Annotated in this window: 18 protein-coding genes; 9 read left to right on the forward strand and 9 right to left on the reverse strand. The window is 60.3% G+C overall.

Annotated features, from left to right (window positions below):
* Window positions 1-62: 62 nt before the first annotated feature.
* The 3 genes from AB4O35_RS12905 to AB4O35_RS12915 all read right to left on the reverse strand — a co-directional run bounded on the left by AB4O35_RS12905 (window position 63) and on the right by AB4O35_RS12915 (window position 2,795).
* Window positions 63-1,031, reverse strand: a complete 969-nt coding sequence (locus AB4O35_RS12905; protein ID WP_065882067.1) for a FecR family protein — start codon at window positions 1,029-1,031, stop codon at window positions 63-65.
* Window positions 1,028-1,567: an RNA polymerase sigma factor gene (locus AB4O35_RS12910; protein ID WP_065890281.1), complete on the reverse strand. Its 540-nt coding sequence runs from the start codon at window positions 1,565-1,567 to the stop codon at window positions 1,028-1,030. The genes AB4O35_RS12905 and AB4O35_RS12910 overlap by 4 nt, the downstream gene beginning before the upstream one ends.
* A 211-nt stretch (window positions 1,568-1,778) precedes the next feature.
* Window positions 1,779-2,795 carry a DUF4917 family protein gene (locus tag AB4O35_RS12915; RefSeq protein ID WP_065882069.1) on the reverse strand — a complete coding sequence of 339 codons (1,017 nt, stop codon included), beginning with the start codon at window positions 2,793-2,795 and terminating at the stop codon, window positions 1,779-1,781.
* Between the two features lie 125 nt (window positions 2,796-2,920).
* Between AB4O35_RS12915 and yiaY the strand changes: the two genes are divergently transcribed.
* The 6 genes from yiaY to AB4O35_RS12945 all read left to right on the forward strand — a co-directional run bounded on the left by yiaY (window position 2,921) and on the right by AB4O35_RS12945 (window position 9,383).
* Window positions 2,921-4,069: an L-threonine dehydrogenase gene (yiaY, locus tag AB4O35_RS12920; protein ID WP_065874708.1), complete on the forward strand. Its 1,149-nt coding sequence runs from the start codon at window positions 2,921-2,923 to the stop codon at window positions 4,067-4,069.
* 92 nt (window positions 4,070-4,161) lie between these two features.
* Window positions 4,162-4,836 (forward strand): NAD(P)H-binding protein, encoded by a 675-nt coding sequence (locus tag AB4O35_RS12925; RefSeq protein WP_065882071.1) that lies wholly within the window; start codon window positions 4,162-4,164, stop codon window positions 4,834-4,836.
* On the forward strand, window positions 4,836-5,747 hold the full coding sequence (locus AB4O35_RS12930) for a LysR family transcriptional regulator (RefSeq protein WP_065874710.1): 912 nt from the start codon (window positions 4,836-4,838) through the stop codon (window positions 5,745-5,747). The genes AB4O35_RS12925 and AB4O35_RS12930 overlap by 1 nt, the downstream gene beginning before the upstream one ends.
* A gap of 113 nt (window positions 5,748-5,860) precedes the next feature.
* Window positions 5,861-7,054: a CaiB/BaiF CoA transferase family protein gene (locus tag AB4O35_RS12935; RefSeq protein ID WP_065874711.1), complete on the forward strand. Its 1,194-nt coding sequence runs from the start codon at window positions 5,861-5,863 to the stop codon at window positions 7,052-7,054.
* A complete protein-coding gene (locus tag AB4O35_RS12940) occupies window positions 7,051-7,992 on the forward strand; it encodes a hydroxymethylglutaryl-CoA lyase (RefSeq protein ID WP_065890292.1) in 942 nt (313 codons plus the stop codon). The genes AB4O35_RS12935 and AB4O35_RS12940 overlap by 4 nt, the downstream gene beginning before the upstream one ends.
* A gap of 59 nt (window positions 7,993-8,051) precedes the next feature.
* Window positions 8,052-9,383, forward strand: coding sequence for an MFS transporter (locus AB4O35_RS12945; protein WP_065874713.1), 1,332 nt, complete (start codon window positions 8,052-8,054; stop codon window positions 9,381-9,383).
* Here the strand turns inward: AB4O35_RS12945 and AB4O35_RS12950 are convergent, their stop codons facing one another.
* A complete protein-coding gene (locus AB4O35_RS12950; RefSeq protein ID WP_065874714.1) occupies window positions 9,384-9,872 on the reverse strand; it encodes a DMT family transporter in 489 nt (162 codons plus the stop codon).
* Between the two features lie 77 nt (window positions 9,873-9,949).
* Between AB4O35_RS12950 and AB4O35_RS12955 the strand changes: the two genes are divergently transcribed.
* From AB4O35_RS12955 to AB4O35_RS12965, 3 genes are all read left to right on the forward strand, one after another.
* Window positions 9,950-10,867, forward strand: coding sequence for a LysR substrate-binding domain-containing protein (locus AB4O35_RS12955; protein WP_460149619.1), 918 nt, complete (start codon window positions 9,950-9,952; stop codon window positions 10,865-10,867).
* 13 nt (window positions 10,868-10,880) lie between these two features.
* Complete coding sequence (gene fos, locus AB4O35_RS12960) at window positions 10,881-11,291, forward strand: fosfomycin resistance glutathione transferase (RefSeq protein WP_065874716.1); 411 nt, start codon at window positions 10,881-10,883, stop codon at window positions 11,289-11,291.
* A gap of 186 nt (window positions 11,292-11,477) precedes the next feature.
* Complete coding sequence (locus AB4O35_RS12965) at window positions 11,478-12,005, forward strand: DUF4142 domain-containing protein (protein WP_065874717.1); 528 nt, start codon at window positions 11,478-11,480, stop codon at window positions 12,003-12,005.
* A 53-nt stretch (window positions 12,006-12,058) separates the two neighbouring features.
* Here AB4O35_RS12965 and AB4O35_RS12970 read toward each other — a convergent pair whose 3' ends face one another.
* The 5 genes from AB4O35_RS12970 to AB4O35_RS12990 all read right to left on the reverse strand — a co-directional run bounded on the left by AB4O35_RS12970 (window position 12,059) and on the right by AB4O35_RS12990 (window position 15,269).
* Window positions 12,059-12,484 carry a low affinity iron permease family protein gene (locus AB4O35_RS12970; RefSeq protein WP_065874718.1) on the reverse strand — a complete coding sequence of 142 codons (426 nt, stop codon included), beginning with the start codon at window positions 12,482-12,484 and terminating at the stop codon, window positions 12,059-12,061.
* A 115-nt stretch (window positions 12,485-12,599) separates the two neighbouring features.
* Window positions 12,600-13,100 carry a methylated-DNA--[protein]-cysteine S-methyltransferase gene (locus AB4O35_RS12975; RefSeq protein WP_065874719.1) on the reverse strand — a complete coding sequence of 167 codons (501 nt, stop codon included), beginning with the start codon at window positions 13,098-13,100 and terminating at the stop codon, window positions 12,600-12,602.
* A 492-nt stretch (window positions 13,101-13,592) separates the two neighbouring features.
* On the reverse strand, window positions 13,593-14,003 hold the full coding sequence (locus AB4O35_RS12980) for a type II toxin-antitoxin system HicB family antitoxin (protein ID WP_065874721.1): 411 nt from the start codon (window positions 14,001-14,003) through the stop codon (window positions 13,593-13,595).
* A 22-nt stretch (window positions 14,004-14,025) separates the two neighbouring features.
* A complete protein-coding gene (locus AB4O35_RS12985) occupies window positions 14,026-14,208 on the reverse strand; it encodes a type II toxin-antitoxin system HicA family toxin (RefSeq protein WP_065874722.1) in 183 nt (60 codons plus the stop codon).
* Window positions 14,209-14,375: 167 nt separating this feature from the next.
* Window positions 14,376-15,269 carry a LysR family transcriptional regulator gene (locus tag AB4O35_RS12990; RefSeq protein WP_065946173.1) on the reverse strand — a complete coding sequence of 298 codons (894 nt, stop codon included), beginning with the start codon at window positions 15,267-15,269 and terminating at the stop codon, window positions 14,376-14,378.
* Window positions 15,270-15,281 lie beyond the last annotated feature (12 nt).

Genomic DNA, 15,281 nt, shown 5'->3' on the forward strand with positions numbered 1-15,281 from the left:
GGGGTAGATAAAAAAATCCACACCTGCGAATGCAAAATATTCTCAAATAAGAATTTGCGCGGTTATTTGCTTGGTTCGATTTTGATAATGCCGTCCGCCGACGCCACGGTTTTCACGGGCAACAGGGCGGGCAGGGCGTTGAGCAGGGCGTCTGGATCATTCACATCAAGATTGCCCGAGACCTTGAGGTGCGCCACGGCGTTGCTGACCTGCAACGGCGCCTGAGGGCGATACAGGCTCAACTCGTCGATCAGGCTGGCGAGTTCGCGGTTGCGAAACGACAAGTGTCCGCTGCGCCAGTCAGCGACTTCCTCGAAGGGAAGGGTTTGCTGCTGCAACGAACCATTGGCATAGCGGTAGGTAGCACGTTGCTGGGCGCCAAGCAGCGTCACCGGGCTTTTTGCATCCGGCTCAAAGGCGACCTGGCCATGGGCGACGCTGATCACCAGTTGCTGCTGGCTGCGGCGCACGTCAAAGCCGGTGCCGACCACGCGCACGCTGGCTTCACCCGCTTGCACGAACAGCGGTCGTTCCTTGTCGGCGGCCACCTCGATGTACAGCTGGCCCTTGTCCAGGTGCACGATGCGCTGGTGCGCGGTGAAGTCCACACGCACGCGGGTGTTGGCATTCACATACAAGGTACTGCCGTCGGGCAGGTTGAGGGTGCGCATGCCTTTGGCGTGCGCCGTTACCTGGGTGTGATACAGCTCGCGGGGCGCGCCGATGTGGGTCGCCAGCACCGCGCACAGCAAGGCGGCGGCCACGGCCAGGGCAGGGCGCCATACCGACGGTTTGCGCTTGGGCAGCGTCGCGGGCTTGTTCAGTTGCTGTAACTGGGCCAGGTCGGCCCACAGTTGCTCGAATTCGGCATAGGCGCGGGCATGGGCGGGCTCAGCCTGCCAGGCGGCAAACGCTTTGCGGTCGGCGCGCCCCATGTCATTGCGGTTGCGGGCAAACCAGCTGGCGGCTTGGGCATCGATGGCGTCGCTGGCTTCGATGTCCAAGAGCTCGGTGTCGCTCAGGCGATTCATTCTGGCTGCTCCGTGCCGGGTTCTTGTTGAAGGCTTCGCTTGCAATGCAGCAGGGCAAAGGCGATGTGTTTTTCCACCATGCTGGTGGAAATGCCCATGCGTTCGGCGATCTGCGCTTGGCTCAAGCCTTCGAAGCGGTGCAGCATAAGGGCTTCTCGCCGGCGGGGCGAGAGTCCGGCGAGGACTTCTTTCAACTGTTCCAGGCGTTGCAAGCGTTGCGCGGCGGCCATGGGGTCGTTTTGCTCGTCGGTGACCGGTTCCGCGTCCATGTCGGCCTGATCAACGTGAACGGAGTGCCGCACCTTCTGTTTGCGCCAGTGATCACGCAGCAGGTTGCGCGCCATCTGGAACAGAAACGCCCGTGGCTGCTCGACCTTGGCCCGGTCGCGGTAGTCCAGCCACTGGGTAAAGACATCCTGCGTCATGTCCGCCGCGTCGCTGGCGTTGTCCGTGCGTCTGCGCAGGAAATACAGGATATCTGTATAAAACCCGCGAAAGGCATCGGCCGACAACGGGTCGGGCTTGGGACGAGACATGGATATCCTTCTGGACGAAGCACGATTTGGAAAAGTCGTGAATGATATCGAGAATTATTGCTATTTGTCTCTCTGTAACAGATGTCCTCAATCAAAAATGTGGGAGCGGGCTTGCTCGCGAAAGCGGTGGGTCAGACAGCGGATCTGTTGACTGTTACACCGCATTCGCGAGCAAGCCCGCTCTCACAGTTGATCTCCTTCGTTCAGGGGATCAGCGTTCGACGGGGACTGACAGTGCAGAATTACCCAATGGATGCGTACGCGCCGCGAAGAACTTCAGCTCCACGCCAGTGCCATCAAATAACTCCGAATACCGCCGTTTCTGCTGCCGAATAAACCCATCGCTGCGCCCCGAAACCGAGATCGCCAGGGTCGTCAGTTTGGCTTGGCGAATCGCATCCACCAGATGCTTATCCTGCGGTCCCAAGTCATGGCCAAAGATGCACAGCGCGCCCTCATGCGTCAGCAACTGCTCATAGCAAAACGACAGATAGTCCGAACTGCGGATGGTCTTGAGCTTCTCCTCAACCTTGCCTTCGCTGACAAACAGCGGAACATCGTCGAGGGTCTTGATCGTGTTGTTGATGGCAAAACTGCTGAGCAACGTGCTGTCGGTGGTCGGCAATTTGCGCGCGGTGCCATCAAGGTTGCGCACCAGGTGCAGACCGCCATGCAGGTAGAGGATGCGCGTGGCGCTTGTATGGGTGTTGCGCAGGTCGAAGCTGGCGTCGGCGCTGCGGAACAAGTCGTCGATGCCCGGCGTGTGCAGGATCGCCCAATAGTTGAGCAAGTCGTAGTTGCTGGTGAACACCGTCGCGTAATTGGCCAGTTCGCTGTTGATCGTTGCCAACGTCGACGGCTGCACCAGGCGCCATGGGATGTGCACGGTGTGGATGGTATTGATCAAGGCTTCCTTGATCGCGTAATAGCGATTACGCGGCGCCGCCGAGCTGACCGCCAGGGCCTTGTTGACCCGACTGGTGGTTTTCAATGCACCCAGCGCCTGCTCGAAACTGCGGGTTTGCAGGGCATCGAACACGCTGAGCTCGGAGGGGCTCAGGGGTTTTTCTTCGACGGTGCGGGCGTTTTCGAACAGCGAATCGTAGGCAAAGTCTTCCCAAATCGCGCGGCTTGCGCCGTTGCCGATCAGAATCCCGCTGAAGTCGGTGCTGCTGCGCAGTGCGCTCCAGTCTTCAAGGTGGGCGTCAATATCCTGGAAATCCTTCATTGCGGCGGGTCTACTCGAAATCGGCTGGACGGCGACTTTATCACGAGCGGGCGTTGATCCTGATCAAGATGGCGTAGGCAGGTGAGGTCGATGCTGTAGGCATAAACGTCATCCGAGGATTCGCCATGAGCAGCACCTTCTTCATTCCCGCCGTCAACATCATGGGCACCGACTGCCTCGACGAAGCCATGATCGCCATCCGCAACTACGGCTTTCACAAGGCACTGATCGTCACCGACGCCGGCCTGGCCAAGGCGGGCGTAGCGAGCATGATCGCCGAGAAACTGGCGATGCAGGACATCGACTCAGTGATCTACGACGGCGCCAAGCCCAACCCCAATGTGGAAAACGTCGAGAAAGGCCTGGCGCTGTTGCAACAGAGCGACTGCGATTTCGTGGTGTCACTGGGCGGCGGCTCGCCCCATGACTGTGCCAAGGGTATCGCCCTGTGCGCCACCAACGGCGGGCATATCGGCGACTACGAAGGCGTCGATCAGTCGAGCAAACCGCAACTGCCACTGGTGGCCATCAACACCACCGCCGGCACCGCCAGCGAGATGACCCGTTTTTGCATCATCACCGACGAAACCCGCCACGTGAAAATGGCCATCGTCGACCGCAACGTTACACCGCTGCTGTCGGTCAACGACCCGAGCCTGATGGTCGGCATGCCCAAGGGCCTCACTGCTGCCACCGGCATGGACGCGTTGACCCACGCGATTGAAGCCTACGTGTCCACGGCCGCTACACCGATCACCGACGCCTGCGCGATCAAGGCCATCGAACTGATCAGCGCCAACCTGCGCCTGGCCGTACGCGACGGCAGCGACAAAGCGGCAAGGGAAAACATGGCCTACGCGCAGTTCCTCGCCGGGATGGCGTTCAACAATGCATCGTTGGGCTTCGTGCACGCCATGGCGCACCAGTTGGGTGGTCTTTACGATCTGCCCCACGGCGTGTGCAACGCGGTGTTGCTGCCCCACGTACAAAGCTTCAACGCCAGCGTCAGCGCCAAACGCTTGAGCGACGTGGGCCGCGCATTGGGCGCCGACATCAAGGGCATCACCGACGAAGAGGGCGCACAAGCCGCCATCGCCGCGATTCGTAGCCTGGCCTCGGACGTTGAAATCCCGGCGGGCCTGCGAGAATTGGGCGCCAAGTTGCAGGACATTCCGCTGCTGGCGACCAATGCGCTCAAGGATGCCTGTGGTTTGACCAACCCACGGCGGGCGGATCAGCGTCAGATTGAGGAGATCTTTCGTAACGCGTTCTGAATGGGGTAGTTATGAGCTGCAAGCGGTAAGCTACAGGCTGAACTGCATTCAACTTGAGCTTGAAGCTTGCGGCTTGCCGCTGAGGTACCCCTATGAGAGTTCTGCTATTCGGCGCCACCGGCATGGTCGGTCAGGGCGTGCTACGCGAGTGCCTGTTGGCCGCCGACGTTCAGGAAGTCATCGCCGTGGGCCGCACGCCCTTGACCCAGGAACACGGCAAGCTGCATCAGGTGTTGCACGGCGACATGCTGGATTTCCAACCTTTGGAAAACCTGCTGCAAGGTTTTGATGCGTGCTTCTTCTGCCTCGGCGTTTCGTCGGCAGGGATGAATGAAACCAAGTACACCCACCTCACCTATGACCTCACTCTGGTCGCGGCCAGCACCCTGGCGCGGCTCAATCCGCAGATGACCTTTATCTATGTATCCGGCGCCGGGACCGACAGTTCCGAGGCGGGCAAGTCGATGTGGGCGCGGGTCAAGGGCAAGACCGAGAATGCCCTGCTGCGCCTGCCGTTCAAGGCGGTGTATCTGTTTCGACCGGGGGTGATCCAGCCCTTGCATGGCGTGCGCTCGAAGACGCCGTTGTACCAGACCTTCTATTCGGTGCTTGGGCCGTTGTTGTCGTTTGTCCGGCGGATAAAACCGGGTTGGGTGGTAAGCACCGAGACCGTCGGCCGGGCTATGTTGCAGGCGGCGAGTCATGGCGCGTCGCAGCCAGTGGTGGAGCAGGCCGAGATCAATCGGTTGGCCAGCGAGCGTCGCTGATGATGCACAAAAGCCTGGTGCGTCGGCTGGATCTGATCACGCTGCAATTGTTTGTCGCGGTATTTGAGGAAGGTACGCTGACCCGTGCCGCCAACCGTGAAGCCATTGCCGTTTCGGCTGCCAGCAAGCGCTTGATGGAACTGGAGCAGGTGCTGGGCGTAAGCCTGTTTGTGCGGCGGGCCAAGGGCATGGAGCTGACCGCAGCCGGCGAAACCCTGTTGCACCATGCACGGCAGATGCTGTTCAACGTCGAAAAGATGGGCCTGGAATTGGGCGAACACAGCCACGGCGTGCGCGGCTATGTGCGGATGCTGGCCAATCTGTCGGCGATCATTCAGTTCCTTCCTGAAGATTTGCGGGACTTTTCCGAGCAGCACCCCGAAGTGAAAACCGACTTGGAAGAGCGCCCCAGCAACGGCGTGGTGCAAGGCGTTCTGGATGGCGTGGCGGACTTGGGGATTTGCTCCATTGACACTGACACCAAGGGCCTGCCGAGCGTGACGTATCGGCACGACAAATTGGTGGTGCTGATGCCGGCGGATCATCCGTTGGCAACCCGGGAAACCCTGGCATTTGCCGAAACCCTGGACAGCGATTACGTCGGCCTGCACGCCGCCAGCTCCATCAATATGCGCACCCACGCCGCCGCGCGCGAGGCGGGCAAGATGCTGCGCCTGCGCATTCATGTGCCGGGGTTTGATGCGATGTGCCGGATGGTCCAGGCGAATATGGGTATTGGCATCCTGCCGCAAAAGGCCTATGAACTTTTCGGTCGCGCGTTGGGGTTACATGCCGTGCCGTTGACGGATGACTGGTCGGATCGCAGCCTGATCCTGGTGGTGCGTGATGAGGCACAGCTGTCGCCGGTCAGCCGGCTGTTGTTCGAATATCTGCGCAAGATGCCGGTGTAAGCGAACTACAGTGTTCGCATTTCGCGAACGCGCCTTGCCAACTGACGGTTGGATTTCTTCTGCCCCTGTCCTCTAGCCTTGGTCGCACATTCCAAGAATAAGAGGTACACGCCATGACGGCTCCCCTGAGCGGTATCAAGGTGATCGAGATCGGCACCCTGATTGCCGCGCCGTTCGCCGCCCGGCTGATGGCCGAGTTTGGCGCGGAGGTGATCAAGATCGAAGCCATGGGCCAGGGTGACCCGCTTCGCAAATGGCGAAAGCTGCACGAAGGCACGTCGCTGTGGTGGTACCTGCAATCGCGCAACAAGAAGTCCCTGGCGTTGGACCTCAAGTCGCCAGAAGGGCTGGACTTGATCAAGCAGCTGCTCGGCGACGCCGACGTCCTCATCGAAAACCTGCGCCCCGGCGGCCTGGAAAAACTCGGCCTGGGTTGGGATGTACTGCACGCCCTCAACCCCAAGCTGACGCTGGTGCGTATTTCTGGCTATGGCCAGACCGGCCCTTATCGCGACCGCCCTGGCTTCGGCGCCATCGGCGAGGCCATGGGCGGCATTCGCTACACCACCGGCAACCCGGATTCGCCGCCCGCGCGGGTCGGCGTGAGCCTCGGTGACTCTCTGGCCTCGTTGCACGGCGTGATCGGCGCGTTGATGTCGCTGTTGCGGGTCAAGACAGGGCAGGGCGATGGGCAGATTGTCGATGTGTCGCTGGCCGAAAGTGTGTTCAACCTGATGGAAAGCCTGGTGCCGGAATACGACATGCTCGGCCATGTGCGTGAACGCAGTGGCGGCGCTTTGCCGGGCATCGCACCGTCCAACACCTACCTGACGGCCGACGGCGCCTACGTGGTGATTGCCGGCAACAGCGACCCGATCTACAAGCGCTTGATGACCACCATCGGCCGCGCCGACCTGGCCGAAGCCCCAGCATTTGCCCACAACGATGGCCGCGCCGCCCAAAGCGGTTTGCTCGACGCCGCGATCACCCACTGGACCAGCAGCCTGCCCATCGACCAAGTGCTCAGCGCCCTGGAGGCCGCCGAAGTGCCGGCCGGGCGTATCTATTCGGTGGCGGACATCGTCAGCGACCCGCACTACCAGGCGCGTGACATGTTGCTCACTGCCGAGTTGCCCGGCGGTGTGTCAGTGAAGATGCCCGGCATCGTGCCCAAACTCTCGGAAACCCCGGGCGGCGTGAACTGGCAGGGCCCGACCCTGGGGCAACACACGGATGAAATTCTCGGCAGCCTGGGCCTGGCCGGCGCTGATATCCAACGTCTGAAACGCTCGGGAGTGGTGCAATGATTTCTGATTATTCCGACCCGCTGATTGTGCAGGAAGTGTCCCCGCGCGACGGCCTGCAAATTGAGCCGACGTGGGTCGAGACGGCCGACAAAATCGCCTTGATCGACCAGCTTTCCCAGGCGGGCTTTTCGCGGATCGAGGCCGGTTCATTTGTCTCGCCCAAGGCCATCCCGGCATTGCGTGATGGCGAGCAAGTGTTCCAGGGCATCAGGCGCAAGCCCGGTGTCATCTATGTGGCGTTGATCCCGAATCTCAAGGGGGCGCAGCGCGCTATCGAGTCTCGCGCCGATGAACTGAACCTGGTGATGTCCGCCAGCCAGACCCACAACCTGGCCAATATGCGCATGCGCTGCGAGGCGTCGTTGGCGGCGTTTGGCGATATCGTCAGCTTTGCCGCCGACCACCCGGTGAGGCTCAACGGCAGCATCGCCACCACCTTTGGTTGCCCGTTCGAAGGCAAGATCGACGAAGACCGCGTGCTGCAGATTATCGAGGCCTATCAAGCGCTGGGCATCCAGGGTATCAGCCTGGCCGACACCACGGGCATGGCCAACCCGCGTCAGGTGGAGCGCCTGGTCAAACGCGTGCTGCAGCGCGTCTCCGCCAGTGACCTGACCCTGCATTTTCACAACACCCGCGGCCTGGGGTTGTGCAACGTGCTGGCCGCGTACGAGGCCGGTGCCCGTCGTTTTGACGCGGCGCTCGGTGGCTTGGGCGGCTGCCCGTTTGCGCCGGGGGCGTCGGGCAATATCTGCACCGAAGATTTGGTCAACCTGTGCGAGGAAGTCGGAATTCACACCGGTATCGACCTGCCGCACCTGCTGCAAATGTCCCGCCGCTTGCCGGCCCTGTTGGGCCACGAACTTCCTGGCCAGGTGGCGAAGGCAGGGCGCAATTGCGACCTGCACTCGCCGCCGGCCTATATCGCCACGTTGTAACGCTACACCAGACAACAAAAACAATTGGGCGCCTGTGAGCAGCCCGCTGGAGAGAAACCATGAGCACTAATACGTTGGAGGCCGGCACGCGCCCGGCCGCTGAAATCGATGCCGAAAAAGCCCTGGTCAGCAAGGTCGCCTGGCGCCTGATGCCGCTGATCATGGTGTGCTACCTGTTCGCGTTTTTTGACCGGATCAACATCAGCTTCGCCAAGTTTCAGTTGCAGGCAGACCTGAGCCTGAGCGACACCGCCTACGGCCTGGGCGCCGGTTTGTTTGTGGTGGGTTATGTGATCTTCGAAGTGCCGAGCAACATGATGCTGTACAAGGTCGGTGCGCGGCGCTGGATTGCGCGGATCATGATGTCGTGGGGCCTGGCGACGGCGGCCATGGTGTTTGTCACGGCAGAGTGGCAGTTCTATGCGCTGCGCTTTCTGATCGGGGCGATGGAGGCGGGTTTCGCGCCCGGCGTGCTGTATTACCTGACCCTGTGGTTCCCGCAGCATTTCCGTGGGCGCATCACCTCAATGCTGTTCCTGGCTTCGGCGTTTGCGGGCCTGGTGGGCGCACCGTTTTCCGGCCTGGTACTGGAACACCTCGACGGCGTGTTGCAGATGCGTGGCTGGCACTGGTTGTTCCTGCTCGGCGGCTTGCCGTGCATCGGCCTGGGGTTCCTGGTGCTGACGCGGCTCAAGGACCGCATCGAAGACGCCCATTGGCTGACGCCGGCGGAGAAAGCGTTGCTGTCGAGCCGTATCGCCAAGCATGAGCCGAACCAGCACGGTGGCTCGTTGCTGTCGGCGATCCGTATTCCGGGGTTCCTGATGCTCGGCTTTATCTACTTTTTGATTCAGGTGGCGTCGTACGGCCTCAATTTCTGGGCACCGCAACTGATCCGCAGCGCGGGCACCCAGAGCCCGGTGATGATCGGCCTGCTCACGGCGATTCCGTATGTGTGCGGCGCCATCAGCATGGTGGTGATCGGGCGACTCTCGGATGCTACCGGCGAGCGGCGCAAGTTTGTCTGCGGCCTGGTGGTGCTCGGTGCGGTGGGCTTTTTCAGCGCCGGGATTTTCGCCGACCACACCACCTTCCTGATCATTGCCCTGGGCATGTTGGGCGCAGGCATCATTGCGTCGATCCCGACCTTCTGGACCCTGCCACCCAAATTGCTGGCGGGCGCCGGCGCAGGCGCGGCGGGCGGTATTGCAGTGATCAACACCCTCGGGCAGTTCGGTGGGATTGTCAGCCCGGTGATGGTGGGCCGCATCAAGGACCTCACGGGCAGCACCACCCCGGCGCTGTATGTGATTGGCGTGTGTGCGCTGTTGGCGGCGGCGCTCTTGCTGTGGGGCCTGCCGCAGAAGCTGCGCACACTCGACAAAGGCTGATCAGCTCGCCGTTGACAATGCACGGGCGGGGGAGGCGCTGAACTGAATCAACACCACCCCGCCAATCAACAACAACGCCCCCAGCACGCGGGGCGTTGTCAGTTGGCGCTCAGCCAGGCCGAACAGGCCAAAGTGATCGAGGGCCAGTGACGCAAGAATCTGCCCGGCCATGGCCAACGCGATAAACCCCGAGGCGCCGAGCTTAGGCAATAACATCAACGCCAGGGAAATAAAGCACACGCCGAACGCGCCACCCGCCCACGTCCACAGGGGCGCCTGGGTGACAAACGTCAGGCTCGGCAGCGGTAAACGCATCGCGATAATCACCGGCAGCAACACGATGATGCTCACCAGCAGCGACGCCAGGGTGGCCCACAACGGGTGGCCGAGCCCGCGCCCGAGGTTGGCGTTGATCGCACTCTGAAACGGCACCACGGCCCCGGCAATCACGGCCAGCGCCAATAAACCCACCCAATGCAATGTTGTCATTTCAAATCTCCCAGAGGTTTTGCTGGACTCTAGGCTATTCGTCGTGCAAATTTAAATTCCAAGTTCTTATGGTGAGCATGCAGCTGATGAATGATCTGCGCCGCATCGACCTCAATCTGTTGGTGATCCTCGACGCCTTGCTCAGCGAGCAACACGTCACCCGTGCCGCCGAGCGTCTGCACCTGAGCCAACCGGCGGTCAGCCATGCGCTGGCGCGCTTGCGTGACCTGCTCGGCGATCCGCTGCTGGTGCGTCAGGGCGGTAGTTTGGTGCCGACCGCCCGCGCGCTGGAATTGGCCACGCCACTGGCTGAAGCCCTGGCCCAGGTGCAAGCCCTGCTGGCGCCGAATCGCTTTGAGCCGGCATCGGCCAAGCGCAGGTTCCGCGTGGCGATGTCTGACTACAGCGCGGCGATTTTGCTACCCGCTCTGGTGCGTACGCTGCGCAATGAAGCACCGGGTATCGATCTGCAAATCATCCAGGCCAGCCGTGAAGGCATGGTGGATGGGGTGCTTAATGGCGACCTCGACCTGGCGGCGGGTGTTTTCCCCGACACGCCCGCCGAGCTGCGTACTACGCCGCTGTTCGAAGAGCACTACACCTGCCTGGTGGACCGCAGCAGTCTGCCGGAGGACGGTACGCTGGATTTGCCCACCTACCTGTCACGGCCGCATGTGTTGTTGGAAATGCGCGGCAGCGGTACGCCGGAAATCGAGCGGGCGTTGACGGCGATCCGGGAACGGCGGCATGTGGCGATCAGCCTGCCGCACTGGGGGGTGGCACCGCAGTTGATACGGGGCACGGACCTGATCCTTACGGTGTCGTCCCGTGGCGTGCTCGATATCGATCATCAGCACTTGCTGGCGGTGCTGCCGCCGTTTCATATTCCGTCGTTTGCATTTGAATTGGCGTGGCATGCACGGCGGGGTGGGGATTCGGGGTTGCAGTGGTTGATTGGGCAGGTGCAGGGTGTATTGTCCGAAGACCACCGCTGACAGGAACAACAACATGCTCTCAGGCTTCAACCACCTGACCCTGGCCGTCACCGATCTGGATCGCAGCGTCTGCTTCTACCATGAGCTGTTGCAACTTCAGCTCGACGCCACCTGGGACGCCGGCGCCTACCTCTCACTGCCGGGTTTATGGCTGTGTTTATCGCTCGATCCATTGCGCGACGCGAATCCAGCCGCCGATTACACCCACTATGCGTTTACCGTCGCTGCGGCTGATTTCGCCGCGCTGATCGAGCGCCTGCGAGCGGTTGATGTTGAAGAGTGGCGCGACAACCGCAGTGAGGGCGCTTCGTTCTATTTTCTCGACCCCGATGGTCACAAGCTCGAAGCCCATGTCGGCGACCTGGCCTCACGGCTACAAGCGTGCCGCGCAAAGCCTTATGCCGGAATGACGTTTTACCCGTAGGACGGGCAGGCGCGTAAACGCTCAAGCGCACGTGTTGGCGGGTTAGGCAGGCAGCAAACCAGCCGGGCTCGAAGATGACCGTTCGTCGCACTGGAAAGTTTTTTCTAAACCTTTGCTGCCCTGAAAATTCGAATTGAGGGCGGGCTGTGTTCTCCCGCACCTATTTTTGCCCTGGAGGAACCCATCATGAGCCGCATGGCTATCCGGTTACGCACCGCCAGTTTCGCGATGCTGCTGGGCCTCGGCGCCAGCAATGCTTTCGCCCAGTCGCCTGCTGAATTCATCGAGCAGGCTTCGGCCAAAGGTATGGCCGATATCGAAACCAGTCGCATGGCCCATGCCAAAACTTCGTCCCAGGAAATCAAGGACTACACCATCGAGGTGATCAACGAGCGCACCCTGGCCAACCAGCATCTGGCGGCCATTGCCAAGAAGCTCGACTTGCCCGTGGCGCCGCGGGAGAAAATCGTCGATAAAGCCGAAACCCTGATGCCTGAACTCAAGGACGGCGATTCCTTTGATGCGGCCTACACCGCGCAACAGGTGAAGGAAAACGAAGACGCCATCGCCCTGTTCAAACGGGAAGGCGCGGCATCGGATGTACCTGAAATAAAAGCCCTGGTGGACGAGACGCTGCCTAAGTTGGAGGAGCGTTTGCAGAAAGCCCGTGCCTTGGCGTCCACCTACGCTAAAGGCCATCAAGGCGACGGTTGAGTTCGTCACTTGAAATGAAAAACGGCGGTTGGATCTTCTCCAACCGCCGTTTTTTATGCCTGGTTCAAATCAGTTTTTTTCGGCCCTGCATCGTCGGCAGCATGGCCACAACTGCTGTTCAGGCTCACAGTGCCAGCCTTGCCAATGCTACGGTATTCCTGGCGCAGTTTTTCCAATTCTTTACGGTCCAGGCCGTCCAGGCTGAGCACAGCGTTTTGAGCATCCTTGGACACGCGTAGCAGTTCATCGATCTTGATATGCAGGATGTCGTTGTCGCGGTTCTGCGTGTTCTGGATCAGGAACACCATCAAAAACGTGATGATGGTGGTCGAGGTATTGATGATCAGTTGCCAGGTGTCGTTGTAGTGGAAATACGGCCCGCTCAGGCTCCACGCCAGGATCAACGCCACCGCCGCGTAGAACGTGCGTGGGCTGCCGGCCCAGCGGGACAGGGATTGGGAGACTGTGGAGAATTTCATGACCGGTTTCCTTGGTAGGGGGTGATGAAATAATGGACCGCAGGGATTCTTTGAAATTTCTTTTTACATTTCGCCTGATGAACAACGGTGTACGTTTTTGTCGGCGGCTGTTTTTTTAGAAGGCTAATTGCGCCTGGCCCGTGCCTTCCAGTGCCAGCAAATACTGCTTGGCTTGCAGCCCGCCGGCGAACCCGGTCAGCCCGCCCGACGCACCGATGACTCGATGGCACGGCGCAATGATCGAGATCGGATTCCGCCCATTGGCTGCGCCCACCGCACGTACGGCTTTCGGGTTGCCGATCTGCTGGGCGATCTGGCTGTAGCTGCGGGTTTCGCCGAAAGGAATGGTCAGCAGCGCTTGCCAGACTTGTTTCTGGAAGTCGGTGCCATCGAAGTCCAGTTCCAGCTCGAATCGGTTACGGGTACCGGCGAAGTACTCCTTGAGTTGGCGTTCGGCTTCCAACAGCACCGGGCTGTCATTGGCCTCGTGCAACTCACCCAGGCGCACACGGTTGGCGCGCTCTGTTTCCCACAGGATGGCGCCGAGTTTGCCATTGCGCGCCACCAGGGTGAGCTGGCCCACAGGGGAGGGCATGAGCTTGTATTCATAAGGCATGGGCATAATCCTTGATGCTGTAGGGCGCCATTATCCGTCCTGCGAACCGTGGGGGAACCTTGTTTCTTGCGGTGTAATTCTACGCCCGCTAAAAGCGCCAGTGAATCCAATTGCCCGACCCATAGACCGAGGAGACCAAGTAGACAAACCAGACTATCGAGGGCGTTGACAGTGCGACCAATGAGCCAAGATTGAGTAGAGCGATGATGGTCGCGCCGATTGTCAGGCCTCGACCGGCGTGCTGCCTTGCGTACCACGCGCCATAAATAGACCCGGCAACTGCCGCTATCAATACAAAACGGCCCAGGCCTATCGTGGGAATAGGCATCAGTGGGGCCAGCAGTGGGATGATCAGCACCAGCCCTACGACTTTTCTAAAGACCTGCGTCGACGTTTTTTGTCCGCGCGGGAGCATTCTGCTTTGTCCTGTTTCTGGTTAAGGTTTCCCATGGTGATAGGAGAACTTTCTGGTCCCTGTAGGGATGGGCTTAATCAATGCCCCTGCTGAAGCACTTTCAGCGCTGCTGAGGCCAGAAACCCCGAACGGCTTTTTTCTTCAGGGTGATGCAGCACATATTCATCGATGCGGTTCAGCAGATAACCGGGCAGCGTGATATTGAGCTTCTGCGCTTTGCCCAGGTACTTGGTGACATCAATGTCCACGACTGCCCAGGTGCAGCCTGCATACTGAGGATTGGCGGCATGCAAGGTGACCTTTTGCGCACTGGGAATCGCTGCACCGTCTTCCGCGAGAATCTCGAAGTGCCCTTCGATGGCTTCGCGGGCCATGGCCATGGCGTCGTCCAAATCGTCGCCGGCGGAATAGCAGCCCGGAATATCCGGCACTTCTACACCCCAGGCGTGATCGTCGTCGCCGGTTGAAATTGCAATCGGGTAAAGCATGTCTGTTGTCCTCCTCGGACGATTAACTCAACAGAGCTTGTTTCAAAATGCTCTTGGCGGTCTTGTCCAACAGGTCCTTCTTTGGATGTGGAATCGTCACCAGCCCCGGTTTTGTCGGGTGTTTGAAGTGGTGATGACTGCCTTTGATGCGCACCAGATACCAACCGTCCGCAACGATGTGACCTATTAAATATCGGCTATCCACAGCACCTCCTTGTGGTGTGTGATGGTGGTGACTATAACCACTGAATTGGAATTATCAACACTCTACCTACCAGTGGCCGATGACCGGCTTCCTGTCAGGTGGTCAATGCAGTGTATGAGCGCCTGGGAATGGCGCCGGGGAGAGGTATTGCGGGGTTTGCGAGGGAGTTACCGAGTGTGTAGGGACTGTGCAATGACAGTGAGAAACGCATCAACCAGCACACTTTTTGTTTCAGACCGGGTCAATACTAACAAGGGCGCACACGCATCCCCCTCCACCAGGGGCCTGTATGTCACACCTTTGTTCATCAAGCTCTGCGTACATTCCGGCACCAACGCCACACCTTGCCCAGCCGCTACTAGCGCTATGATCGAGGTGATCTGCCGCCCGGTTGGCCCAAGGCGTAACGGTTGGCCGTGGTGCCGGTAAAGTTGCTCGATGGACTGGTTGAGCCCCGATCCAAAATCCGCAGGAAACAGAATCACTGGATAGGCGCTCAGTTGCGCCAGACTGACACTTGGCAGACTGGCCATCGGGTTTTCACTGGACACTGCTGCGACCAGCCTTTCGTCACCCAAAGACAGCACTTGCACCTCTTCGCCTTGCGGTAGCAGGCGACTCAACCCGATATCCAGCCGCCCATCCGCCACGTGTGCGCCCAGGCTGCCGGAGGCGCACTCCACCAAAGTCAGCTGCACGTCGGGAAAACGTTGCGCAAACGCCTGGATCGTCTGGCTGAACAAGTCCGACAAGGCAATCGAGCTGACATACCCCAACGCCAGCTGCCCGGCGGTGCCCGCAGCCAGTTTGCTGGCAATCACCTGCGCCAGCTCCACCTGCTCCAGCACGCCGCGCGCGTAGGGCAGGAATGACCGGCCTTGAGCGGTGAGGGTGACGGTGCGGCTGGTGCGATCAAACAGCTTGAAGCCCAGCTCGGTTTCCAGCGCCGAGATCTGCCGGGTCAGCGGTGGCTGAGCCAGGTGCAGGCGAATGGCCGCGCGACCGAAGTGCAATTCTTCAGCGACCGTCAGAAAGTACCGCAGCTTGCGTAGGTCGAGCATCCTGATCCTTGG

The organism is Pseudomonas sp. H1_A03 (assembly GCF_054685145.1).

Bases quoted from the DNA above. Each gene is read 5' to 3' on its own strand.
- AB4O35_RS12980 (WP_065874721.1), bottom strand. From the start codon at position 14,003: ATGCTTTACCCGATTGCAATTTCAACCGGCGACGACGATCACGCCTGG.
- AB4O35_RS12925 (WP_065882071.1), top strand. From the start codon at position 4,162: ATGAGAGTTCTGCTATTCGGCGCCACCGGCATGGTCGGTCAGGGCGTG.
- AB4O35_RS12915 (WP_065882069.1), bottom strand. From the start codon at position 2,795: ATGAAGGATTTCCAGGATATTGACGCCCACCTTGAAGACTGGAGCGCA.
- AB4O35_RS12945 (WP_065874713.1), top strand. From the start codon at position 8,052: ATGAGCACTAATACGTTGGAGGCCGGCACGCGCCCGGCCGCTGAAATC.
- AB4O35_RS12910 (WP_065890281.1), bottom strand. From the start codon at position 1,567: ATGTCTCGTCCCAAGCCCGACCCGTTGTCGGCCGATGCCTTTCGCGGG.
- AB4O35_RS12930 (WP_065874710.1), top strand. From the start codon at position 4,836: ATGATGCACAAAAGCCTGGTGCGTCGGCTGGATCTGATCACGCTGCAA.
- AB4O35_RS12990 (WP_065946173.1), bottom strand. From the start codon at position 15,269: ATGCTCGACCTACGCAAGCTGCGGTACTTTCTGACGGTCGCTGAAGAA.
- AB4O35_RS12955 (WP_460149619.1), top strand. From the start codon at position 9,950: ATGCAGCTGATGAATGATCTGCGCCGCATCGACCTCAATCTGTTGGTG.
- AB4O35_RS12935 (WP_065874711.1), top strand. From the start codon at position 5,861: ATGACGGCTCCCCTGAGCGGTATCAAGGTGATCGAGATCGGCACCCTG.
- AB4O35_RS12905 (WP_065882067.1), bottom strand. From the start codon at position 1,031: ATGAATCGCCTGAGCGACACCGAGCTCTTGGACATCGAAGCCAGCGAC.
- AB4O35_RS12940 (WP_065890292.1), top strand. From the start codon at position 7,051: ATGATTTCTGATTATTCCGACCCGCTGATTGTGCAGGAAGTGTCCCCG.
- AB4O35_RS12970 (WP_065874718.1), bottom strand. From the start codon at position 12,484: ATGAAATTCTCCACAGTCTCCCAATCCCTGTCCCGCTGGGCCGGCAGC.
- AB4O35_RS12965 (WP_065874717.1), top strand. From the start codon at position 11,478: ATGAGCCGCATGGCTATCCGGTTACGCACCGCCAGTTTCGCGATGCTG.
- AB4O35_RS12975 (WP_065874719.1), bottom strand. From the start codon at position 13,100: ATGCCTTATGAATACAAGCTCATGCCCTCCCCTGTGGGCCAGCTCACC.
- AB4O35_RS12950 (WP_065874714.1), bottom strand. From the start codon at position 9,872: ATGACAACATTGCATTGGGTGGGTTTATTGGCGCTGGCCGTGATTGCC.
- fos (WP_065874716.1), top strand. From the start codon at position 10,881: ATGCTCTCAGGCTTCAACCACCTGACCCTGGCCGTCACCGATCTGGAT.
- yiaY (WP_065874708.1), top strand. From the start codon at position 2,921: ATGAGCAGCACCTTCTTCATTCCCGCCGTCAACATCATGGGCACCGAC.